This window comes from Thermotoga sp. KOL6 (genome assembly GCF_002866025.1).
In the GTDB taxonomy this organism is placed as follows: Bacteria; Thermotogota; Thermotogae; order Thermotogales; family Thermotogaceae; genus Thermotoga.
Genome location: NZ_LNDE01000001.1, coordinates 343,493 through 366,291 on the forward strand (window position 1 = coordinate 343,493; position 22,799 = coordinate 366,291).

At 39.7% G+C, this 22,799-nt stretch carries 26 protein-coding genes and 1 tRNA gene; 18 read left to right on the top strand and 9 right to left on the bottom strand.

The features are described from left to right. The first annotated feature begins 38 nt into the window (after positions 1–38). Genes AS005_RS01710 through AS005_RS01780 form a run of 15 tightly spaced genes read left to right on the top strand, consistent with a single transcriptional unit; the run spans position 39 to position 11,379 of the window. Positions 39–1,046: an extracellular solute-binding protein gene (locus tag AS005_RS01710; protein WP_101509960.1), complete on the top strand. Its 1,008-nt coding sequence runs from the start codon at positions 39–41 to the stop codon at positions 1,044–1,046. A gap of 14 nt (positions 1,047–1,060) precedes the next feature. After that, positions 1,061–2,167 (top strand): ABC transporter ATP-binding protein, encoded by a 1,107-nt coding sequence (locus tag AS005_RS01715; protein WP_101509961.1) that lies wholly within the window; start codon positions 1,061–1,063, stop codon positions 2,165–2,167. Continuing rightward, a complete protein-coding gene (locus tag AS005_RS01720; RefSeq protein WP_101509962.1) occupies positions 2,164–2,952 on the top strand; it encodes an ABC transporter permease in 789 nt (262 codons plus the stop codon). The genes AS005_RS01715 and AS005_RS01720 overlap by 4 nt, the downstream gene beginning before the upstream one ends. Next, entirely contained in the window at positions 2,949–3,719 is a 771-nt protein-coding gene (locus tag AS005_RS01725; protein WP_101509963.1) for an ABC transporter permease, read from the top strand. The genes AS005_RS01720 and AS005_RS01725 overlap by 4 nt, the downstream gene beginning before the upstream one ends. A gap of 27 nt (positions 3,720–3,746) precedes the next feature. Then, positions 3,747–5,024: a serine--tRNA ligase gene (gene serS / locus AS005_RS01730; protein ID WP_101509964.1), complete on the top strand. Its 1,278-nt coding sequence runs from the start codon at positions 3,747–3,749 to the stop codon at positions 5,022–5,024. After that, on the top strand, positions 5,025–5,693 hold the full coding sequence (locus AS005_RS01735) for a 16S rRNA (uracil(1498)-N(3))-methyltransferase (protein ID WP_101509965.1): 669 nt from the start codon (positions 5,025–5,027) through the stop codon (positions 5,691–5,693). A 15-nt stretch (positions 5,694–5,708) separates the two neighbouring features. Further along, positions 5,709–6,098 carry a hypothetical protein gene (locus AS005_RS01740; protein ID WP_101509966.1) on the top strand — a complete coding sequence of 130 codons (390 nt, stop codon included), beginning with the start codon at positions 5,709–5,711 and terminating at the stop codon, positions 6,096–6,098. Continuing rightward, positions 6,099–6,698, top strand: coding sequence for an NUDIX domain-containing protein (locus AS005_RS01745; protein ID WP_101509967.1), 600 nt, complete (start codon positions 6,099–6,101; stop codon positions 6,696–6,698). Beyond that, on the top strand, positions 6,644–7,459 hold the full coding sequence (gene ispE, locus AS005_RS01750) for a 4-(cytidine 5'-diphospho)-2-C-methyl-D-erythritol kinase (protein WP_233186199.1): 816 nt from the start codon (positions 6,644–6,646) through the stop codon (positions 7,457–7,459). The genes AS005_RS01745 and ispE overlap by 55 nt, the downstream gene beginning before the upstream one ends. A gap of 1 nt (position 7,460) precedes the next feature. Further along, positions 7,461–7,973, top strand: a complete 513-nt coding sequence (gene apt, locus AS005_RS01755) for an adenine phosphoribosyltransferase (RefSeq protein WP_199203804.1) — start codon at positions 7,461–7,463, stop codon at positions 7,971–7,973. A gap of 11 nt (positions 7,974–7,984) precedes the next feature. Further along, entirely contained in the window at positions 7,985–9,331 is a 1,347-nt protein-coding gene (locus AS005_RS01760) for a glucose-6-phosphate isomerase (RefSeq protein WP_101509970.1), read from the top strand. Next, complete coding sequence (locus AS005_RS01765) at positions 9,328–9,558, top strand: hypothetical protein (RefSeq protein WP_199203805.1); 231 nt, start codon at positions 9,328–9,330, stop codon at positions 9,556–9,558. The genes AS005_RS01760 and AS005_RS01765 overlap by 4 nt, the downstream gene beginning before the upstream one ends. After that, positions 9,552–10,124: a dephospho-CoA kinase gene (coaE, locus tag AS005_RS01770; RefSeq protein ID WP_101509971.1), complete on the top strand. Its 573-nt coding sequence runs from the start codon at positions 9,552–9,554 to the stop codon at positions 10,122–10,124. The genes AS005_RS01765 and coaE overlap by 7 nt, the downstream gene beginning before the upstream one ends. Continuing rightward, positions 10,121–10,609 (top strand): RsmD family RNA methyltransferase, encoded by a 489-nt coding sequence (locus tag AS005_RS01775; RefSeq protein ID WP_233186200.1) that lies wholly within the window; start codon positions 10,121–10,123, stop codon positions 10,607–10,609. Before coaE ends, AS005_RS01775 begins: the two co-directional genes overlap by 4 nt. Further along, entirely contained in the window at positions 10,600–11,379 is a 780-nt protein-coding gene (locus AS005_RS01780; RefSeq protein WP_101509973.1) for a class I SAM-dependent methyltransferase, read from the top strand. The genes AS005_RS01775 and AS005_RS01780 overlap by 10 nt, the downstream gene beginning before the upstream one ends. Here AS005_RS01780 and AS005_RS01785 read toward each other — a convergent pair. The 9 genes from AS005_RS01785 to AS005_RS01825 all read right to left on the bottom strand — a co-directional run bounded on the left by AS005_RS01785 (position 11,358) and on the right by AS005_RS01825 (position 20,257). Further along, positions 11,358–11,432 (bottom strand) — tRNA-Val (locus AS005_RS01785). The two genes, AS005_RS01780 and AS005_RS01785, sit on opposite strands and share 22 nt — an antisense overlap. Positions 11,433–11,589: 157 nt before the next feature. Then, positions 11,590–13,464, bottom strand: a complete 1,875-nt coding sequence (locus AS005_RS01790; protein ID WP_101509974.1) for a PfkB family carbohydrate kinase — start codon at positions 13,462–13,464, stop codon at positions 11,590–11,592. An 11-nt stretch (positions 13,465–13,475) separates the two neighbouring features. Continuing rightward, complete coding sequence (locus tag AS005_RS01795) at positions 13,476–14,489, bottom strand: hypothetical protein (protein WP_101509975.1); 1,014 nt, start codon at positions 14,487–14,489, stop codon at positions 13,476–13,478. Between the two features lie 9 nt (positions 14,490–14,498). Continuing rightward, positions 14,499–15,071 (bottom strand): D-sedoheptulose 7-phosphate isomerase, encoded by a 573-nt coding sequence (locus tag AS005_RS01800; protein WP_101509976.1) that lies wholly within the window; start codon positions 15,069–15,071, stop codon positions 14,499–14,501. Between the two features lie 10 nt (positions 15,072–15,081). After that, on the bottom strand, positions 15,082–15,996 hold the full coding sequence (locus AS005_RS01805) for an ROK family protein (protein ID WP_199203806.1): 915 nt from the start codon (positions 15,994–15,996) through the stop codon (positions 15,082–15,084). Positions 15,997–16,009: 13 nt separating this feature from the next. Then, on the bottom strand, positions 16,010–16,828 hold the full coding sequence (locus tag AS005_RS01810; protein ID WP_101509978.1) for a carbohydrate ABC transporter permease: 819 nt from the start codon (positions 16,826–16,828) through the stop codon (positions 16,010–16,012). Further along, positions 16,825–17,730: a carbohydrate ABC transporter permease gene (locus AS005_RS01815; protein ID WP_145998120.1), complete on the bottom strand. Its 906-nt coding sequence runs from the start codon at positions 17,728–17,730 to the stop codon at positions 16,825–16,827. The genes AS005_RS01810 and AS005_RS01815 overlap by 4 nt, the downstream gene beginning before the upstream one ends. Before the next feature lie 49 nt (positions 17,731–17,779). Next, the gene (locus tag AS005_RS01820; RefSeq protein ID WP_101509980.1) at positions 17,780–19,045 is read right to left on the bottom strand and encodes an ABC transporter substrate-binding protein; all 1,266 of its coding nucleotides are present in this window, start codon (positions 19,043–19,045) and stop codon (positions 17,780–17,782) included. Positions 19,046–19,060: 15 nt separating this feature from the next. Then, positions 19,061–20,257 carry an ROK family transcriptional regulator gene (locus AS005_RS01825; RefSeq protein ID WP_101509981.1) on the bottom strand — a complete coding sequence of 399 codons (1,197 nt, stop codon included), beginning with the start codon at positions 20,255–20,257 and terminating at the stop codon, positions 19,061–19,063. 578 nt (positions 20,258–20,835) lie between these two features. Between AS005_RS01825 and AS005_RS01830 the strand changes: the two genes are divergently transcribed. Genes AS005_RS01830 through AS005_RS01840 form a run of 3 tightly spaced genes read left to right on the top strand, consistent with a single transcriptional unit; the run spans position 20,836 to position 22,798 of the window. Continuing rightward, positions 20,836–21,096, top strand: a complete 261-nt coding sequence (locus AS005_RS01830; RefSeq protein ID WP_158241059.1) for a (2Fe-2S) ferredoxin domain-containing protein — start codon at positions 20,836–20,838, stop codon at positions 21,094–21,096. Next, a complete protein-coding gene (locus AS005_RS01835) occupies positions 21,093–22,550 on the top strand; it encodes a monomeric [FeFe] hydrogenase (RefSeq protein WP_101509983.1) in 1,458 nt (485 codons plus the stop codon). Before AS005_RS01830 ends, AS005_RS01835 begins: the two co-directional genes overlap by 4 nt. Then, entirely contained in the window at positions 22,547–22,798 is a 252-nt protein-coding gene (locus AS005_RS01840) for a (2Fe-2S) ferredoxin domain-containing protein (RefSeq protein ID WP_101509984.1), read from the top strand. Before AS005_RS01835 ends, AS005_RS01840 begins: the two co-directional genes overlap by 4 nt. Position 22,799 lies beyond the last annotated feature (1 nt).

Genomic DNA, 22,799 nt, shown 5'->3' on the forward strand with positions numbered 1-22,799 from the left:
GGCCTGGCTTTTTATATTGAAGAAAGGAGGTAGTAGAAATGAAAAAATTCCTTCTCGCCTTGATTGTTGTAACGGCAACTATTCTCTTGGGAAAGGCAACACTTTACATTTACAACTGGGCGGATTACATTCCCGAAGATGTCATCAAAGCTTTCGAAGAAAAGTACAACTGTCGTGTTGTCTACGACACGTACGCATCCAACGAAGAAATGTATGCAAAATTCAAAGCCGGTGGTGGTAGAGGATACGATCTTATCTTTCCCTCCGGAGATTATGTCTCGATAATGTCAAAAGAAGGAATGCTACAAAAAATCGACCTCTCGAAGATACCTAATTTCAAATACCTCGATAAGGATATCCTTTCGAAAACCACGTACGACCCGAATCATGAATACAGTGTTCCATACATGATGGGATCAACGGTTGTGATAGTGAACAAGAAATACGTCAAAGAGTACGAAAAGTCGTGGTCTATATTCGAAAGAGAGGATCTCAGGGGAAGGATGACTCTTCTCGATGACATGAGAGAAGTACTGGGAGCCGCTCTGAAGTACCTTGGATATTCGGTGAATACGAAGAATCCAAAAGAACTTGAAGAGGCGAAACAGGTTGTTCTCAAATGGAAAAAGAACATCGCGAAATTCGATGCCACCTCTTATGCTGACGGAATTGTAGCCGGAGAATATTGGGTAGTACACGGATACGCCGAGGATGTTTATCAAAGAATACCTGAAGGAGAAGAACAATACTTCGATTTCTTCATACCAAAAGAAGGGGGAACACTCTGGATAGACAACATGGTGATACCTAAGGGAGCCAAAAATGTGGAACTTGCATACAAATTTATCAATTTCATTCTCGACCCTGTAAACGCTGCAAAGATCGCTGATTACCTTGGCCTTCCTTCTCCCAACGTCGAAGCAAGAAAATATATGAAAACAGAACCGATTTATACTATAGAAGAACTCAAGAACTGTGAATTTATCGAAGATGTCGGAGAAGCCCTTGAACTCTACAATAAAATTTGGCTTGAAATCATCATGTGATGGAGTGAAACGAATTGGTTGGCGGGGAAGTTTCTATAAAAAACGTTGATAAGTTCTTCGACGATTTCCATGTGTTGAAACACATTTCTCTTGACATAAAGAAAGGAGAATTTTACTCCATTCTTGGACCCTCAGGATGCGGGAAAACCACTTTGCTTCGTGTCATAGCAGGTTTTGAAGATGTGAAGAACGGAGATGTGCTACTGGATGGAAATTCAATCCTAGGCCTTCCTCCCAACAAGAGGCCCGTGAATATTATATTCCAAAATTACGCACTTTTTCCGCATCTTACAGTTTTCGAGAACATCGCTTTTCCTTTGAGACTGAAAAAGTTTTCCGAAAAAGAGATAAAGGAAAAAGTTGAAGAACTACTCTCGTTAATAAGAATGGAGGAACACGCTCAGAAGAGACCTTCTCAACTTTCAGGAGGTCAAAGACAAAGGGTAGCCATAGCGAGGGCCCTCGCAAACGAGCCGAGGGTCCTCCTTCTCGATGAACCGCTGAGTGCCCTGGATGCAAAATTGAGACAAGAGCTTCTTGTCGAGCTCGACAATCTTCATGATAAAGTTGGTATAACCTTCATTTATGTGACCCACGATCAAACAGAAGCGATCAGTGTATCAGACAGGGTAGCACTTATGAACGAGGGTGAGATTGTTCAAGTGGGAACACCTTATGAAATCTACGAAAGCCCTGCCAACGTCTTTGCAGCAACGTTCATTGGTGAAACCAACCTCATGAAGGTCGAAGTGATCGGCTCTGAGGAAGAATATTACATAGTGAAAAGCCACGGTGTAGGGGAGTTTAAGTGTTACAGAGACAAAGAAGCCAACAAAGGTGATAAGATGATCATCACTCTCAGGCCGGAAAAGATCAGAATTTCGAAGAAGAGACCACAATATGGTGATACCCTCAACATCTTCCATGGAGTCGTCGAAGAGGAGATTTACATGGGTTATCAAACCAAATACTTTGTTCGCCTAGATGAAGGTTATATTTTAAAAGTGTACAAACAGCATGCCAGATATATATTGGATGAACCCATCATAAAGTGGGAAGACGAGGTGTTCGTTAGTTGGGACCCAGATGATAGCTTTATCGTAGAGGTGCTGGAAGAATGAAATATGCATACATTCTTTGGTTGATGATTTTGTTCATAATACCCATTTCTATTATTTTCATTTTCAGCTTTTTGGAACCTCAGGTGTACGGCGGCGTTCGTTGGAGTTTTACTCTGGACGCTTACCGATATCTTCCACGGTACTTGAACCTCATCTGGAGATCCATCTGGATTTCCGGGATTGCCACTCTCATCACACTCGTTGTGGCTGTTCCCGTCTCCTTTTACATAGCGAAGAGCCGTTTGAAAAACTTCCTTCTCCTCTTGACCGTTATTCCTTTCTGGACGAATTCCTTGATAAGAATATACGCTTGGAAAATCGTTCTTGGAAACAATGGAATAGTAAATCAACTTCTCGGTGCTCTCGGGGTGGGTCCCATTCAATTTCTCTACAATCCGTTTGCTGTCATTCTAGTGATTGTTTATACATACCTTCCATTTGCCATCTTACCACTCTACGCTTCCATGGAGAAGATCGATGATAGTATATTGGAAGCTTCATTGGACCTAGGTGCTAGTAAATCTATTACTTTCATGAAGGTTCTTCTACCGAACGTACGGACGGGACTCTTAACCGCTTTCATTTTCGTTTTCGTTCCCGCACTGGGATCCTACGCAATACCAGATCTCGTTGGTGGCGTGAACTCAAAAATGATAGGGAATGAAATCGTCAGGCAACTCATGAGTGTAAGGAATTGGCCAGTGGCTTCTGCGATGTCGAATCTGTTAACTCTGATAGCGTTGATGAGTATCGTCATCGTTATGAAAAGGAGAGAGAAAAGTTGAGGCCAGGTAATTTCATTAAAACCGTTGTTATACTGACGATGATATTCTTTTATCTTCCACTTTTCATCGTGGTTCTAATGTCTTTCAACTCCGCCAAATCACCTGTGTGGAGCGGGTTCACTTTGACATGGTACATAAAGCTTTTCACACGAGAGTACTCGGTGTGGAATGCTTTCAAGAATTCTTTGATCGTCGCCATCATTTCGAGCACAATAGCAACCATCATCGGTTCCGTCACAGCCGTTGAACTTTATTGGAAAAAGACAAAACTCGAGAGTGCTCTCTGGTTCCTCACTTACTTACCCTTCGTGGTTCCTGATGTGATAATAGGAATTTCCCTTCTTTTGTTGTTTTCGACTATGAAAATTCAACTTGGACTCTTCACAATCATTCTTGCACACATAACTTTCTCCATTCCTTACACGATGATGGTTGTTTACTCAAGACTTCAAGATTTCGATAGAAACATTATAGAAGCAGCTTACGATCTCGGAAGTACAGACCTCCAAGTTTTCTACAAAGTGATAATTCCCAATCTTTTACCAGGCATATTCGCTGCCTTTCTGCTCGCCTTCACGCTATCCATTGATGATTTTGTTATCACCTTTTTCGTGGCGGGACCGGGTTCGACCACGCTCCCGATACAGATATACTCCATGATAAGGTTTGGCATTTCTCCCACAGTTAACGCCATATCGACCTTCATGATTCTCGGGACGATCTTTCTGGGGCTAGTTCTCAGAAGGTTCATAAGATATGTCTTCTGATAGAATTGGAATAAAGGGAGGGATAGAATGATCGATATAAAACTCATAAGACAGAATCCAGATATTGTCAAAGATGCCTTGAGAAAACGAGGGGAATCTATGAATATAATCGATGACATCTTAAGGGTCGATGGAGAGTGGCGCGACACAATAACAAAGATCAACGAACTCAGGGCGAGGAGAAACGAAATTTCCAAGAGTGTGGCGAGATTGAAAAAAGAAGGCAAAGATTCCGAAGCACAGTCTTTGATCGAAGAAGGAAAGAGGATCGGTGAGGAAATTAAAAAACTTGAAAGCAAAGAAAAAGAGTTACAATCCAAACTCAACGATCTTCTTTTGAGAATTCCGAACATACCGCATGAATCCGTACCGATTGGATCGGATGAATCACAGAATGTGGAAGTGAGGAGATGGGGAGAACCGAGAAAGTTTGATTTTTCCCCTCTTGCTCATTGGGATCTGGGCCCAGCTTGGAAGCTCATGGATTTTGAAAGGGCTTCTAAACTCAGTGGTTCTAGGTTCACAGTGATGTACGGAAAGCTTGCAAAACTCGAAAGGGCTCTCATAAGCTTCATGTTAGACGTTCACACGAAAGAACATGGATACACGGAAGTATGGGTTCCACATCTCGTTAAAAGAGAGACGATTACTATCACTGGACAGCTACCCAAATTTGAGGAAGAACTTTACTTGACAGAGAAGGATGATCTTTTCCTCATACCGACTGCTGAAGTTCCACTCGTTGCGCTTCACAGCAATGAAATTCTTGAAGAGAAAGAACTTCCAAGAAAATACGTTGCTTACACTCCGTGTTATAGGAGAGAAGCGGGAAGCTATGGAAAAGACGTACGCGGTATGATCAGACAGCATCAGTTCGACAAGGTGGAACTCGTTTGGATAACGACACCTGAAAGATCCTTTGATGATCTCGAACAACTCGTCAAAGATGCGGAAGTCATACTCCAAAAGTTAGAACTCCCGTATCGTATCGTTTCGCTTTGTACGGGGGATCTCGGTTTCACAGCTTCAAAGACGTATGACATAGAAGTTTGGTTACCATCCTACAATGCATACAAAGAGATCTCTTCGTGTAGTAATGTAACGGATTTTCAAGCACGAAGAGGAAACATTAGGTACAGAAGAAGATCCGATGGGAAACTCACGCTTGTTCATACTCTCAACGGATCGGGCATTGCTGTAGGAAGAGCGCTAGTTGCCATTCTCGAGAATTATCAACAGTCGGATGGAAGTGTAAAGGTCCCGGATGTTTTAGTACCATACACGGGTTTTGAGGTGATACCCTAAATGCCTCATCTTTTCTATGGAGTCGTCGAAGGAAATCGGATGTTGTTCGATGAAAGAGAAGCACATCACATGAGGGTCGTTCGTCTCAAGGAAGGTGACACGATCGAGACAACAGACGGGGAAGGATTTTCATACCTGTGTGTCATTGAAAGACTGAAAAAAGATGGAGCAATTGGCACAATATTGAAATCAGAAAAAAAGGAAGAAGAATCTCTCGAAAAGTTAAAAGTGATGGTTCCTATTGGACGATGGGAGAGAACACGACTTCTAATAGAAAAATGTGTGGAATTAGGTGTAGATAGTATTCTACTTCACAAATTTCAGAGATCACAACATGATCCCAATATAGAAAAAGCGAAAATCGTAGTCAGGGAAGCTGCCAAGCAATGCAGGAGGTATCTTTTCCCAGAGATAGAAATTATGAAGGAACTGAGCTTTTCAGGGAAAACCATAACACTCGACTTGTACGCCCAGAAAAGTTTACTCGAGGTAGATCCAGAGGGAGATTTAACGATAGTAGTAGGACCGGAAGGTGGTTTCTCTGAAGAAGAAAGAAAGATCTTGATGTCGAAGACGACAATGATAAATCTCGGGAGAAAGATACTCAGATTTGAAACAGCTGCCATTTTAACGGTAGGGTATATTGCTCTAAAAAAACACAAAATCTGAACGGAGGTGTTCAACATGAAAAAAGGAGAAAAGATGTTCTCGTTTGTGAAATATGAAAAGGAATTGATCGAAGATTACAGAAAGAAACTCCACGATGTGAAGAGAAGTGACGAAGTTGGAGATGTCTTCATCGAGTTCACCCTGAGATTTCTGGAAAAAGTTCTAGAAGATTTCAAAATAGAAGATTACACTGAGGACATCACCTTTGATCCAGAGAATAATAGATACATTCTGAGTGAAAGACTCAAAGAAAGAATAGGAAGAGAACTCCTTGAAAAGAGTGACCTTCCAGCTATAATACAACGCTTCTGTGAAACAGCAACACACAGATGGAGACAGTTGAAAGCAGATGAAGAAAAAACTGATTTCTTCAAAAGACCTGGCCACGAGGTGGGAAGAGAGTAAATGAAGGACGAAAAAATATTGGTTGTTAAAACAGAGGATGTGTTCAGAGAGTTTGGTAAGTTTGAAGGATTTTTAAAGGTCGATTTGGAGGAATTTCTGCGTTTTGTGAAACACTTTGGATTCTTCAGAAACAGATCTGAAGCAGAATATGACGAGACAACAAAACAGATCATACCTTACGTAGTCATATTGGATGGTGATAGAGTTCTTCTCACCAAAAGAACAACGAGACAGACAGAAAGAAGACTACATAATCTGTATTCGCTTGGAATAGGAGGACACATTCGCAAGGAAGATGGGGAAAACCCAGAAGAAGCTTTTCTAAAAGGTTTAGAAAGAGAGATAAACGAAGAAGTCGATGTGAGACTAAAAACTTTGGTTTTCCTTGGTTTGATCAACTCATCCGCCAGTGAAGTGAGCAGGGTACACCTTGGAGCTCTTTTCATAGGAGAAGGAAGGTTCCTCACAATAAGAGAAAAGGATCTGTTCGAATGGGAGCTTGTGAAACTCAGCGACTTGGAAAAGTATTTGGGAGTGATGGAAGGTTGGTCAAAGATAGCAGCGAGAGTTTTGTTGAACTTATCTCCTACGCAAAAATAAATCTTTATCTCGATGTTTTAAGCAAGCGTTCAGACGGTTATCATGATATACTTGGACTCTTTCAAACCATATCTCTTCACGACACACTTATGGTAAAGATCTGTGAAGAGGGTTTTGTTCTAAAAAGCAACGTGGAACTTCCAGAAGACAACACACTCAGAAAATCTTACGAAATTTTCAAAGAACAAACAAACAAAAATTTTGGTCTTGAAATCCTGCTTGAAAAGAGAATCCCAATGGGATCGGGACTTGGAGGTGGCAGTTCCAATGCAGCCGTCCTTCTGAAATATCTCGGCAAGATCTTCAATGTATCGTCCGAAAATCTCCGCGAAATAGCCATAAAAGTTGGAAGCGATGTACCTTTTTTTCTTTACGGTGGTACAGCAATTGTGCGAGGAAAAGGAGAAATTGTTGAAAAAGTTGAAGATATTTCCGGATATTCCGTAGATCTCCTCTTCCCAAATGTACATTCTTCCACAAAGGAAATGTACGATTCTCTCACCATCGAGATGTACAAAAAAGGTCCGAACAATCTGACAGAGCTTCACAAGGCTTACCTTGAAAGGGATTACGAAACGATAAGAAAGCTTTCTTATAACGTTTTTGAAGAAGTATTCTTAAAAAAACATCCCTACATAAAAGAGAGGGTTGAAACTTTTGGGAGAGATGCCATTCTAAAAATGATGACAGGAAGTGGGAGTACTTTCTTCGCCTTGTATCCGTCCGATCGAGGAGATTATTCTTTCGTAGGAGGTGTTTAAATTGGACCTGAAACAATTCATCAGAGATATCCCTGATTTTCCCCAGAAAGGTATTATATTCCGAGATATCACACCGCTTTTAAAAAACAACGAAGCTTTCAAAGAAGCGATCGACAGACTGTGCGATCTTGTCTCAGAAGAGGAATTCGAGCTGGTAGTTGCTCCAGAAGCGAGAGGATTCATAATCGGATCCGCCATGGCTTACAAATTGGGAAAAGGTTTCGTCCCTGTGAGAAAACCTGGGAAACTTCCATACAAAACGGTATACGAGGAATATCAACTCGAATATGGTACCGAGCAATTACACATACACGAAGATGCTATAGAAAGAGGACAAAGAATACTGATAGTTGACGATGTCCTTGCCACCGGAGGAACAGCAGAAGCGCTCATAAGACTTGTTAAGAAGTTAGGAGGAGAAGTTGCCGCTCTCACATTTTTGGTGGAACTTTCTTATCTGGAACCTAGAAAAAGACTGGAAGGTTACAATCTCAAAACATTAATCGTTTACTGAGGGGTGGAACAATGGCATTGAAGTTTGATTTTTCCAACCTTTTTGAACCTAACGTTTCTGATGGACTGACGGAGAAGGATATAAACGACGTCGAGGAAAAAGTATTGGAAGCTGTTGAAAATTTCTCCGAGAACACACCAGATTTTGCAAAATTAGAAAGGAGATGGATTGATTCTGTAAAAGAATTGGAAGACTGGATTGTAAACTTTGATACAGTAGTTGTTCTGGGCATAGGTGGTTCTGGTCTCGGGAATCTGGCCTTGCATTACTCGTTGAGGCCTTTGAACTGGAATGAAATGACAAAAGAAGAGAGGAATGGCTACGCAAGAGTTTTCGTGGTGGACAACGTCGATCCAGATTTTGTGTCATCCATACTAGAAAGAATAGATTTGAAAATGACCCTGTTCAACGTAATCTCAAAATCTGGCTCCACCGCAGAAGTCATGGCGAACTACTCCATAGCGAGAGGTATTTTGGAAGCGTACGGACTCGATCCCAGAGAACACATACTGGTCACAACCGATCCGGAGAAAGGTTTCCTTAGAAAGATCGTGAAGGAAGAAGGCTTCAGAAGTCTGGAGATTCCACCAGGAGTCGGAGGAAGGTTCAGCGTTTTAACACCCGTGGGCTTGCTTTCAGCTATGGCAGAAGGTATCGACATTGAAGAGCTACATGAAGGTGCTGGGGATGCTTTTGAGAAAAGCATGGAAAAGGATGTGTTCAAAAATCCCAGTGCTATGATCGCTCTCACACATTACCTTTATCTGAAGAAAGGTAAAAACATTTCCGTCATGATGGCTTACTCCAACAGGCTCACCTATCTTGTCGACTGGTACAGACAGCTATGGGCCGAGAGCCTGGGAAAGAGATGCAATCTGAAAGGCGAAGAGATTTTTACAGGACAAACTCCCGTGAAAGCGATAGGCGCAACTGATCAACATTCACAAATTCAGCTTTACAACGAAGGCCCAAACGATAAAGTGATAACCTTTTTGAGAGTTGAGAAATTTGATAGAGAGATAACCATACCTGAAACTGGAAGAGAAGAAATTTCTTACCTTTCAAGAAAACGACTCTCCGATCTTCTCCTAGCGGAGCAGACGGGAACGGAGGAATCGTTGAGAGAGAACGGAAGGCCCAACATGAAAGTCGTTTTTGACAAACTCACGCCCTACAACGTTGGACAATTCTTCGCTTATTACGAAGCAGCTACTGCTTTCATGGGGTACCTCCTCAATATCAATCCGTTTGATCAGCCTGGAGTTGAACTCGGAAAGAAAATCACATTCGCTCTCATGGGAAGGGAAGGTTATGAATATAAAGTTAAGGAAAAGTCCAAGAAGGTGATCATAGAATGAGTGTATTTGAGAGGGTAATGCATGAAGGAGAAATGGTTTTTTTCATAGAAGGAGGGCCGTTGGGAGAGGAAGGAACCTATATCATCGTTTCAGATGATCCCTCTGTTGAAGAAAGAATCACGGAAATAGTAGAAAATCTCAATACAAGAAGCATCATTTTCCTCGCAAAAGATGAATACGAAAGATTCAAGGAGGAGTTGAACAAGAAAGCGAAAAGAGTATGGTGATCGGCGTAACTGGAAAGATTGGAACTGGTAAATCTACGGTTTGCGAGATTCTGAAAAAAGAATACAACGCCTACGTCGTGAACGTAGACAACATAGGACACGAAACCTTGGAAGAGATGAAAGAGGAGATCGTGAAATTGTTTGGAACCTCGATCTTGAAAGAAGGAAAGATAGATAGAAAGAAACTGGGCGAAATAGTGTTCACTTCCGAAGAGAAACTGCGGCAACTTGAGCAGTTAATTCACCCTGTCATGAGAAAAAAAGTAGAGAATATCATAAAAGAAAAGAACGGCCTCGTCGTAATAGAAGCCGCACTTTTGAAAAGAATAGGACTCGACAAACTTTGTAATCATATCATTACAGTTGTTTCGAGTGAGAAAAAGATAATAGAGAGAAATAAGCTTGCGAAAGAACGATTAAAATTCCAAAGAGACGTAGTAACTCAAGGAATAGTGATACCAAATAATTCTTCAATCGAGGATCTCAAGAGAAAAGTAAAGGAAGTGATGATGCTTATATGGGAGAAACCCGCCTCACGGGTGGAAAACACAAAGGCCGAAAATTGAAGACAGGAGACTTCTTTAGACCAACCATGGCTTCTGTGAGAAGTGCTCTGTTCAATATGATAGACGTATCAGGAAAAAGCTTTCTTGAACTTTTCTGTGGAAGTTGTGTTGTGAGTTGCGAAGCGCTTAGTAGGGGTGCAAAAGAAGTCGTTTGTGTGGACAAATCCAAGAGAGCGTTGAAAATATGCAAGAAAAATCTTGAGACTATAGGAAAAAATGCTGAAGTGGTTCACGAAGATGCGATAGTTTTTTTGAAAAGGCACGATAAGAAGTTCGATATTGTCTTTTTCGATCCTCCATACGAAGAAATTGGAACAGTGAAGGAAGTTCTTCGACTCCTTCCGAAGGTTATGAAAGAAAACAGTCTGGCGATTCTCGAAAAGAGCAAAAGAGTGACAATCAACTTTGAAGGTTACGAAATAGTCAAAATCAGAGACTATGGAGAGACTGAACTTGTCTTCTTGAAGGTGAAAAAATGCTGTTGAGAGCCTGGGAGTATTACGATAGAGTAGCAGAAAAATACGACTCCATGTACGACAATCCAAGATGGCATCTCTACCATGAGCTCCTTCAATGTTTTTTAAAAGAACATTTGAAGGAACCGTGTAAAATTCTCGATCTTGGAGGTGGTACCGGCAGATGGAGCCTGTTTTTCCAAAACAGAAGATTTGACGTGGTAATGGTCGATCCATCGGAAAAGATGTTGAAAGTTGCCAAAGAAAAAGGAGTCAAAAATGTTATCAAAGCACGTGCTGAGTCGTTACCTTTTCCCTCTGAATCTTTCGATGGCGTGCTTGCTTTGGGTGACGTCCTCAGTTACGTTGAAAACAGAGACAAAGCATTCTCAGAAGTGAGAAGAGTTCTCAAACCAAAAGGTGTACTAGTGGCAATGGTCGATAACTTTTACACCTTTCTTCAACAAATTGTGGAAACAAATGGCTGGAATTGGATTCACCGCTTTGTAAGCACTCAAACGATCGAGATAGGAGATGTTGCGTTTTCTTTCAGATCTTATGCCTTCAAGCCGGAAGATTTTGAAGCTTTGGAAGGATTCGACATGGTGGATATTCGAGGAATCGGGGTGTTTAACTACACAGAAACACAAATTGAGAAGAATCGAGACATTATCATAGAACTGGAGAAAAAATTCTCAAAGGATGAACACATTTTATGGAAGGCTGAGCACATTTTCTTCGTACTAAGAAAGAAAGAGGAGCCGTTAGGCCCCTCAACTGGTGGGTGCGGCAGGGATTGAACCTGCGACCTCTTCCTCGTCAAGGAAGCGCTCTCCCACTGAGCTACGCACCCATCACCGTTCAATAATGATACCACAGTCGAACGATGACGTCAAGACGCAAAAGTGTTTTGAAAACAGAGATAAATTAGCAGCGAGTGACATAAAAGTGAGAACAATCTCATAGAGAAAAACCCTTGTGTTATCAAAAAAATCTCAAGACCTTAAAACTCACCGCCCAAAAATTAGAGATTTTATGTCTTCAAAACATATCGAATAATTCGGTATTATCACATCTGCTTTCGCTCTTAAAAGTCTTTCAACCTTTTTCATATCCCATGTATTTCTCTTGTATTCATCACAAGCAACACCTAATGTTAAAGCCTTGTACTTCCATCCAATCATAATTTCAACAGGGCCATCTCCGACTACAAGGAGTTCTCCCTCATTAAGATTAAATTCGTTTACTATCCTTTCTATAATTTCCCTTTTAGAGATTTCTTTCCTCTCATTCACCTTTTCCTCTAAAGAATCGAAATAATCATAAACTTCTAGGAATTTCGCTTCTTCTACAACATCCGATTTATCTGTTCCAGAAGCAAGAAACAACTTAATGCCTTTGTTCTTTAACAATCTTAGAAAATCTATGATGCCTTCTACTAAATAGTCTTGTTTTTTCTTCTTTCCATTAGTGATTTCCCGCATCCTTTTTTTCACAATTTCTTTCAATCTTTTCGTGTAGATTTTCTTGTACTCGGGAAAAGGCAATATTTCCTTTTCTGGAACCAAACCATATCCTCGAACAAGCTTTTCCAGGACTTTCATTTGAATAGAGGTTCTAACACCAGTGCTTCTATTTATTAAATTGTCCACTCTATCTGATATATCTCGATAAAGAGCATCAGGTATTTTCCTATTACCCATAATTGATTCCACCATAACTTCTTTCATAACGCTTTCCCATCCTCGTCTCAATAAAGAAATTGTTCCATCAAAATCGAAAAGAGCTACTTTTACATTTTTCTTCTTCAGTCTTTCAAAATTCAGCACAACTGTGTTTTCATTTTTGAGGGAAACAAACGGAACTTTCTCATAATTGTCCAGCAAGATATTCCATGTGATTTTCCCCGTCCTCGGCTGTTGAACGCAAATACTTCCACAATTGATTCCCAAATCCAATGCTTTTTGAAAATCACGACTTTGCAGAAAGTTTAAAACGAAACAACTGGTAAAAGCGTCTCCTGCTCCGCAAACATCGATAACATTTACCTTTTTGGAAGGCATTCTGAAAAGACAACCCTTTTCATTGATACCAACTGCTCCTTCATTTGACAAGGTGATCACGATAGGGTTTTTGAATTTTTCAAACAGTTTTTTACCATACACTTGGGAACAGAGTACTGGAGCCACTTTACACGTTTCTTCAACAGTTTCATCAAAAATTTCTTTGGCTATGTTGGATAATTCCTTAATGTTACATTTGATCATACAAAAATCCAAAAAATCTGTTGCCTTCTTTCTTGAATCGGCTATGAAAAGCTTTTTTGGATATTTTCTTTTAAGATCACGCAGATGGTTTATGACCCTAACACTGAATGTTCTAAATTTACCAGTCTCATATTGATCTATCAACAATACCGAATCTACTTCATCCATCAAAAAATTTAATCTTTCTATCAACATATCTTCTTCATCTTTTGTGATAGGAAAGAAATCATACCTGTCAATCCTTGGCTTATCTTCTTTCATGGTTTCGGAATTGAAGAATTTTGTGTAAAATCTAGTCACTCTTTGGGGTGATACGATCATATGAGAAGTTTCGATATTCAGATTTTTCAAGCAGTCGAGCAAGACTCTCCCTTCTTCATCATCACCAATTATCCCCAGCACATAAACTTTTGCCCCTAGCATGGCCATATTTTTTGCAACGTTTCCTGCAGCTCCTGGAGATGGTTCATATTCCGTAACCACGATTGGAGTTATACCGGTTTCCAAGCTTGGTTCCCCAAGTTTTGGATCGTAAATATAATACTTGTCCAGAAAGAAATCTCCCACAACGAGTATTTTCAGGTTTTCAAATCCTTTCAAGATTTCGTTTGTTTCCATACACTTTCACCTCAACCAATACTCCTATGAAGATATTCCCAAAGTGCAATCAAAGTTTCTCGATGATCTCCTTGGACGTAGACTCCCTCCCCCTCGAAAGCTTTCGGAATTCTAACTACGACACTCTTTATGTCTCTAAAGTAATACACGGGATTTCTTTCGTCACCAATTTCCACAGGCCTTACGGACTCAACTGGCTTCATATCGAAAACCGCTGTAAAAAGTTTGGAAGGAGGAGAACCCACATTCGCAGCCATCGATACTGCCTTCAGAAAATTCTCAACACCTATAACTTGGGAACCTATTAGAATACATACTCCTTCCTTTAAATGTGAAACTGTCTCTGCTAGTATGAGAAAATCACGAGCAGAACATCCTCCCGCTGCTTCACCTGAGAAAGAAGGATGCATATGAACAATGTCCGCGCCTATAGCAATATGAACAGTCAGAGGTACGTTATTTTTGTAAGAATTGTAAACAACCGAGATTTCTTTATGAGGAAATTCCAATTTACCAAATGATGGAAGCGTCAATTCATCAGAAAGCAACATTCCTATAGTTTCACCGTACCCAAGTTTCCGTTTGTTTCCTTCATTGATTGCTTCGTTTATAATATCTGCGGTTTCCTTTGCAAAGCCAAACTTCCCTTCTCCCAAAGCATTAGGGATGCTTTCAGATGTTTTCCCCACAAGAGCCAATTCAAGGTCATGGATTATGAACGCACCATTTACCGCTATATGATCAACCAAACCATTTTTTATGAGCCATATCAAAAATGTTCCAAGGCCATTTTTTATTATGTGTGCTCCTGAAATTATCAGAATTTTTTTGTTTTTTTCTTTTGCTTCCAAAATTTTTTCGGCAACTTTTTTGATCGTATTATCGAGTTTTTCACTTAAATTTGGTACCTTCACTTTTTCCAAATCAACAAGATCCTTCAGGCTAACTTTCGAAGGTCTTTCAAAGAGAGAATATCTTTTCAATCTTGAAGTATCAAAGATGCGCCAGCGCCCTTTGTATTCCATGATTTACGATCAACCTCCCATGAGTTCTTCCACAATTTGAGCCAAAACGTGTCCTAAAGTTATATGGGTTTCTTGAATCCGTGGGGTATCAGAACTTGGAACTACGAAGAGATAATCACAGTATTTCTTCATGGATTTTCCTATTTCCCCCGTGAAACCGATTGTCAAAGCCCCTATTTCCTTTGCCCTTTCAAGAGCTCTGATAACGTTCTGGGATTTCCCACTTGTACTTATTCCCACAACAACGTCTTTTTCGGTTGCGAAAGCTTCTATTTGTCTCACAAATGTGTTTTCAAAACCAAAATCGTTTCCAATCTCTGTAAGCAAAGCCCCGTTAGCATTTAAACAAATAGCAGGTATTGGATTTCTTACTTTGTAAAATTTCCCAACCAGTTCTAACGCTATATGTTGAGCATCACATGCGCTTCCACCGTTACCCATGAGGATAACTTTTCCTCCAGATTTCACTTTTTCAACAATTCTCCGGGCAACTTCCAGTATCATACCGGCAAATTCCTCGGCAAATTTTCTTTTGATCTCAGAACTTTCAAGAAATATCTCTCTGATCCTCTTCTCATCCATAGAGATCACCTCAATATTCGATGTTCTTCCAAGCAAATTGCGCAATTAAGAGAGCTGCTATGTCCCCCAATCTATCCTTCAGTTCGCTACGAACGATCCTGCAAACTTTCCTTGAATTTGACAAAGCTTCTTTCTCTACAACTTCAAAAGCCTTTTCTAACCAAATTTGTGGAAGTCTCCAACTCAGATTTCCAAGAACTATGGCATCAGGATTAAAAATATCTATAAGAATGGCAATACCGATACCAAGGTATTTTCCACTTTCTTTTAAAACTTCTATTGCATACTTATTTCCCTTGAAAGCTTGATCTGCTATCTCTTTGGTGGTCACATTCTCTTCGAAAATTTCTGGAAACATGAAATGAGCAAGCTTCGCTATACCTTTTCCGCTGCAGAAGGATTCCCAGGATCCCTCTTTTCCATAAACAATGGGGCCTTTCTCTGCTACACGAATGTGTCCAACCTCACCTGCAAAGCCTGTTGCTCCTCTGTAAAGTTTCCCGTCTATGATCAATCCTGCTCCAAGTCCCGTTCCAAGGGTAAGAAATATCATGTTTTTACAACCTCGTCCGGCTCCATATTTCCACTCTGCAAGAGCACAGGCTTTGGCATCATGTTCCACTTTTACAGGGCACTTAAAGATCTTCTCCAAAACTCCTTTTAAATTAACCTCCCCCCACGGAAGATGTGGAGGATTAAAGATAACCCCCTTTTCAGCGTCAAGAGGTCCCCCTATAGAAACACCTATGGCGTCTATTCCGTATCCTTTTACTATATCTTTAGCTTTACGTAATAACCGTTCAAGGAAATTTTTAAAACCTTTCTCTGGGTTGGTTTGAAAGGTTACTTTCTCAAGTATCTCGAGTTTTTCATTACCAACGATCACGGATGTCTTCGTTCCGCCTATATCAAAACCAATAAACACAATTTTCACCTCGTTACTCTTTCATAGCACCTGCTATAAGACCTTTTATAAAGAATTTTCCAAAGAAAAGAAGAACTAGTATACCTGGAATCGAAACGATGGCTGCACCTGCCATCAACATATTCCACTGTGCAACGTACGATCCTTTCAACCCTGCCACTACTGGTATAGCCAAACGAGTTGTAGGATCTCTACTCAAGGACAGAGCTATTATGAATTCGTTCCATATGTTAACGAAACTTAATACAGCAGCAGACATTAAACCAGATACAGAAATTGGTATAAGAATTTTGAAGTAAAAAATAACAGGCCCACATCCATCTAAAAAAGCAGCTTCCTGCAGTTCTTTAGGAATGGTTCTGAAAAACAGGGAAGTTATTAAAGTGGCCATAGGAGTGTTTAGAATAACGTATGAAAGAATCATCCCTGATAATGTGTTAAAAAGGCCAAGAGAAACTATCAATCTAGTTAAAGGAATTAGGAATATTTGATAGGGCAGAAATGTAACGATTGCAATCATAAAGAACAAACCATTTCTTCCTTTAAATTTGAATCTGGCTAAAGCATAACCACTCCAAGAGCCGATAAACACCGTTATAAAAGTGGCGCATAGGCTTACAATAAAGCTGTTTTTTAAGGGAAGTTTAAGAATATTAAAAGCTTGCTTCCAATTTTCAAATTGGAACCTTGTAGGAAAAGAAAGATAGTGACCGGTACTTACTTCAGCTAATGTTTTGAACGATGTAGTAAACATAACATAAACTGGTAGAATCCATGCGATTGCAAGGAAAACAATTATCACAATGATAACAGCATTTTTTAAAATATTCATTCCTCTATCCACCTCGCCATCATCCACTTTGATAAAGGAATTAAAATAACTATAGACAACATCAAAATAACAACTGCAACGGCGGCTCCCATTCCAACAAGAAGCTGTCTGAAAGTTATCCTATACATTAAATAAGGCAGAACCTCCGTTGCATACCCTGGCCCACCTCTCGTCATTATCCAAACCAAATCAAAGACTTTAAGAGTATAAAGAACTAATAGAGAAAATATTATCAATGTAGCGTGCCCTATTTCAGGGACCACGATATGAAAAAATATCTGACGCATATTGGCACCATCAACTTTTGCAGCTTCTATATGCTCCCTAGGGATTTCTCTTATGGCAGCCGTGTAAAGAACTAAAGCAAATCCCAAATTTTGCCATATACCTGCAACTATCATGCAATATACAGCAAGCTTTGGATCTGCTATCCATCCTGCTTTGAAATTGCTTAGATTAACAAGATCGAGTATTGAATTTAAAACACCCGATTGAGGATCGAAAAACCACGCCCATAGTGTCCCAGCAACAATTGGAGCCACCACTAGAGGGTAAAGATATATAGGCCGTACTATTCTGGAAATGCTAGGGAAGAGCTCCAAAAGATAAGCCAATATCATCCCAAACACACCAGTTGGTACCACAAAAACCACTAGCCAGATTATATTGTTTTTCATATTTACCCAGAATCTTGGCATACTAAAAAGTAATTTGTAATTCTTAAATCCAGCAAATTTCCATGTTGGATTCATACCAACCCAATCTGTCATTGAAACTACAACAGTCCAAAGTAACATGTAATAAAGAACTCCAATTATTACAAAAGCGGGCAATAAGAAGAAGAAAATAGTTCTTCTGCTGACTCTTATAAATCTCCCTCCTTTCTCACCTAACCTTAACAATTGAGGGGGAGAAATCCCCCTCAAATATGAAGATTTTGTGATTGCTATATCACTTTGTTTGCCAATACCACATGCTGTTTTCCTTTACTTTGTAAAATTTCATAGCGTTATCTATTTGGTTTAATACCCTATCAATATCTGGACTATAGAGGAAATTCACAAGAATGTCCTGATATTCACTCAAGAAAGATTCCGGTGCGAGAACACCATGTATAGAACTTGGAACTATCCGAGCATTTCTGAAATCTCTTATGTCTATCCTCCTTACTTCATCAGGATATGCTTCCACTGGTACCAGTTTGTGTGGTGCTATAGATCCCTTTATTATTGTAAATTCCTTCTCAGGTTCGGGTTCAGCTATAAACTTTAACCATTTTCTGGCTGCATCAACATTTTTGGCCTTCTTTGGGAGAGTAAATGTATCCACGATCATTAAGAAAACGTTTGGCTCTGCTGGAAATGGGACAGCCCCCCAATCAACGCCATATTTTTTACCCGTGGCTATCATATACCCAACCGCAAAATCCCCTATTACCATCATCACCCAATCCTTTCTTCCAAGAGCCTGATCCCAGGTTTGAGCACTGTGATATGGATAGATATACGGTACAAGTTCTGCAAAATATTCAAAGGCTTTTCTGAGAAGAGGTTCACTTTTGACATCAAGTTGACCTGTATAGAACTTTTCATAAATGTCAGGACCACCTACAGATAGCAATATAGTATCAAACAGAAATACAACAGTAAACTTGTCTCTTGTTCCGAGCGTTATAGGCCACAAATCCGGTCGTTTTTGTTTTATTGTTTTTGCTACTTCCAAGAGCTCTTCAACGTTCTTAGGTGGTTGTATATTTAATTCGTCGAATATCTTTTTGTTATACAACAACCAATTAGCTCGATGGATGCTCATTGGTATCGCGTAGACATGGCCATTAAATGTCACCATCTTTTTCATGAGAGGCGGGAAGTTTTCATCAAGATTTTGTTCTTTCCAAATATCATCAACAGGTGCTAGGTAGCCACCATCTACATAGTTTTTTAAGTCTGCACCACTAAGCGACTGGAAAGTATCAGGTGGCATACCAGCTGCGAGAAGCCCCATGAGGACGGTTCTTAATGTGGTGCCCCCTCCTCCAACAATTGGATTTTCAACAATTTCAATGTCTGGATAAGCTTTCTTGAACAATTCAAATAGTTTGTCTATAGCTTGCCTCTCACCACCAGCCGTCCACCAGTGATAGATTACCAATTTTTCGGAAGCTGAAACCACAAGCATTGCTGCTATCAAAATGAGTAGAGTTACAAACTTTCTCATGAAATATCCCCCCTTTTAGTATAGAATGGAGAAAATTCTTTTTGGGCTCGTTTTGTACTCTTTCATAATAATAAGTTTCTTCAGATACATAACAACAGCATGTGAGGCAGCTCCTAAAGGTATAGCCATATCTCCCAAATGTGAATATTGAATCTTGATCTTCGTTCCAAAAATTCCGTATTTTTTCACAATTTCTCTTATTTCCTCGATAAAAATATCCCCTAGAAGTTGATATTTTCCTCCTATGAATACATCGGGTATTCCTAGTGTGTGGACCAATGAAAGAATTAAAAGGCCAAAATCCTTAGCTATCTCTTTTATGAGTTCCTCCGCTTTTTTGTCTCCTTTTTTGACTCTTTCCGTTATATCCTGTAACTTCGAAATATTGCCATTTATCTCAGATTTTGCTTTCTCAATAACCACATCCATACCGTATGCATCTTCGAAATACACGAAGTTTCCATTCCTTTCAAGCAGAATGTGCCCTACCTCTCCTGCATAACCAATCTTTCCACGGTACAGGTGGTTGTCCACAATGATTCCAGCACCTACCCCTTCGCTTATATGAATGTATATAAGGTTGTTTATGGTTCTTCCTCCACCGTAACGTTTCTCTCCAAGTGCTGCCATATCTGCGTCATTTTCTATCCAAACGTCTATTCCGTATTTGTCGTAGAGCAATTGAACAAGGGGAATATTTTCGAAGTTAGAAAACTTAGGAGGCTTCAAAACCATACCTTTTATAGGATCCAAGGGGCCTGGTATACCAAGTCCTATTGTCTTCACTTTGAGAGACTCTTTATTTGCTTTTTCTAACAAATTATCGATAACATGCGTGATATTTTTGATGACTTCTTCAGCATTTTTCTTTTCAAACACAGGACTCATCTCATATAATAGAAGCTTCCCTTTAGCATCTATGAGGCATCCTATGGCTTGATGTCGAAGCACACCAACACCAATTGCATAGAGAGAAGAGGGAATGATCTCTAGGGGTATAGGCTTTCTTCCTGCACCTGGTACGTTTTTCCTCTTTCCCCTTTTCTCTTCTACAAAACCAAGATCTATAAATGTTTTCACAACATTTCCAACCGTTGTTCTGGTAAGGCCTGTTATTTCGGATATCTCTGATCTTGATACACTGTGATTCAACAACAACTCTAAAATTTCAAAAGCATTTCTATATTTTGTTGCTTTTCTCACAGAAAACATAATGTTACACTCCCATTTAATATATAAATTTCATTTACTATTGTCTTAAGAAGTGTACCATATATTTAAAATTCTGTCAACTATTTTACAAAGCAAAATGAATCGAACCACTCATTAGAGCAATCGGGCCAAATACAGGTTTTCATTCGAAAAGATATTGGGAACGAATCGTAATTGATCTTAAAGAAGCACAATGGAGTAATGAGCCAACAAGCTAATCCCACGTGTTTAAAAAGATAGTGTGACTAGCATTTTTAATGTATAAGCATTAACATAAGGATACAACATAATTGTTTAGGCAAATCAGATAGAAGATGACAGAGAGAAATGTTCTCGGAGAAAAGTAAAATGCCAAAACATCCTGAATCAAAAAATAAAGTATTGATGAGGTGCTAAGTGAAAACAAACTGCCCCTTCTTAGTTATAAAATTTCATAACGGTGCAGAAGATTACATGCGAAAATGTTCACAAATTTTTTTCTCGTTCTCTACAGATTTTTAACTAATGATCGAAAGATAAATTCTAAGATAATACACGATGAGAACTTTTAATATGGGATGCCGAAAGGGGTGAACTGTGTGAGTAAAGTAAAGGTGGAGATATGCGTTGGAACAACTTGTCATATAATGGGTTCTTATGCCTTGGTAGATACTCTGGAAAGTCTTCCAAGTTGGATAAAGGAAAAAATAGACTACAAATTATCCCCCTGTTTCGACGTTTGTCATGGACACATGAAACCACCTATTGTGAAAGTGGAAGGACAGTATTACGAGAATATGACTCCAGACGATCTGAAAAGAGTGATCATGGAAATACTAGAAAGGGGAGATAAAATTTGAGAAGACTTGTTCTTAATAACATAATAAAAACAAGACGAAGATTGTATATAGAACTGGCCAAAAGCTATTTAGAAGGAAAGTTGAAAAAAGTCCTTCCCAAGCTTCCAAGTATTTTGATACCGGAGAACTCATCTGACAAGGTAAGAATCTTTTATGAAAGGGAGATCCTCAAGGAGAAGGTGAAATTTGCTCTTGGCCTTGACTACTCTAAAGTGAGGGATTTAGAGTTATATGAAATAACAGATTTTCTTGATGAAATCGTTTCCGGAGAATCCGAACTCTTGGAGAAAGAAAATTTTGTGAACGTGATAGATAAAATATGCAGCGAATGTCCTGGTGGTAGATATTACGTAACAGATCTCTGCAGAAACTGCATAGCCCACTCTTGCGAGAACGTGTGTCCTAGGCGTGCAATTTCTATTGTGGATAACAGAGCTCAGATAGATTACAGCAAATGTGTGAACTGTGGTTTGTGTGCTTCTGCGTGCCCTTATCAAGCGATAATAAAACTCGAAAGGCCTTGTGAAAAAATGTGTTATGTCAATGCTATTCATCCATCAGAAGAAGGAAGTATGGAAATCGATCATAAAAAATGTTCTGCTTGTGGAGCTTGCTACATTGCTTGTCCTTTCGGTGCTATAGAGACACCTTCACAGCTTCTTCAGGTACTTCACGAACTTACATCGAACAAAAAGATCATAGGAATATATGCCCCATCTGCTGTTGCACAATTTGGTAGCAAGGTTTCTATAGCTCAATTCAGAGAAGCTTTGAAAAAAGCAGGATTTTCCGATATTTTTGAAGTAGCAATAGGAGCGGACATGGTAGCAGAAGCTGAGGCTGAGCACCTTCTGAAAAATAATGAATTGATGCTAACTTCCTGTTGCCCAGCATTCGTTCATTTTGTCAAGAACAACTTCCCAGATCTTGCAAATAACATATCACCAGTTCCATCACCTATGATCATGCTTTCCAGAAAGCTTAGAGAAGAATTCCCAGATCATAAAACAGTTTTCATAGGACCTTGTATAGCTAAAAAAATGGAAGCCAAAAACGCTGGAATACCAGATTACGTCATAACTTTCGAAGAAATAGGGGCGATATTCACAGCGTTCGGAATCGAACCTATGTCCCTTAAAGGAGAGAAACCAAGACCCGCTACTCCGTATGGATGGAATTTCGCCTACACCGGAGGAGTTGGAGAAGCAGTGCGTTACTATGTCAGGAAACTTGCTGATGATAAAGTTGCAGACTCTTTGATCCATGTGTTTGCAAACGGAATATCAGAATGCGCTCAACTCTTGAAAGACGTAAAAGATGGTAAACTGAAAGTAAATATATTTGAAGGCATGGGATGTGATGGAGGATGTGTGGCAGGCCCTGGCATCCTGATTGATCCCGCTGTTGCCAAAGCAAATCTTAAAAAGATGTTAACGCAGAAGGTGATAATGTGAAAAAGCTTTACGTATGCCTTGGAAGTGCTTGTCATCTCAAAGGAGCGGAAAAGATAGCTAAGATATTCGAGGAGATGATTGAGACACATGGTTTGAAAGACAAAATCATTTTAAAAGGTTCGTTCTGTTTGGGACCCTGTTTAGAAGCAGTTGTTATAAAGTTCGAAGATCGGATTATAAAAAATGTTACGCCAGAAAATGCCAAAGAAGTTTTTGAAAAAGAGATACTACCTCTATTGGAGGATTGAA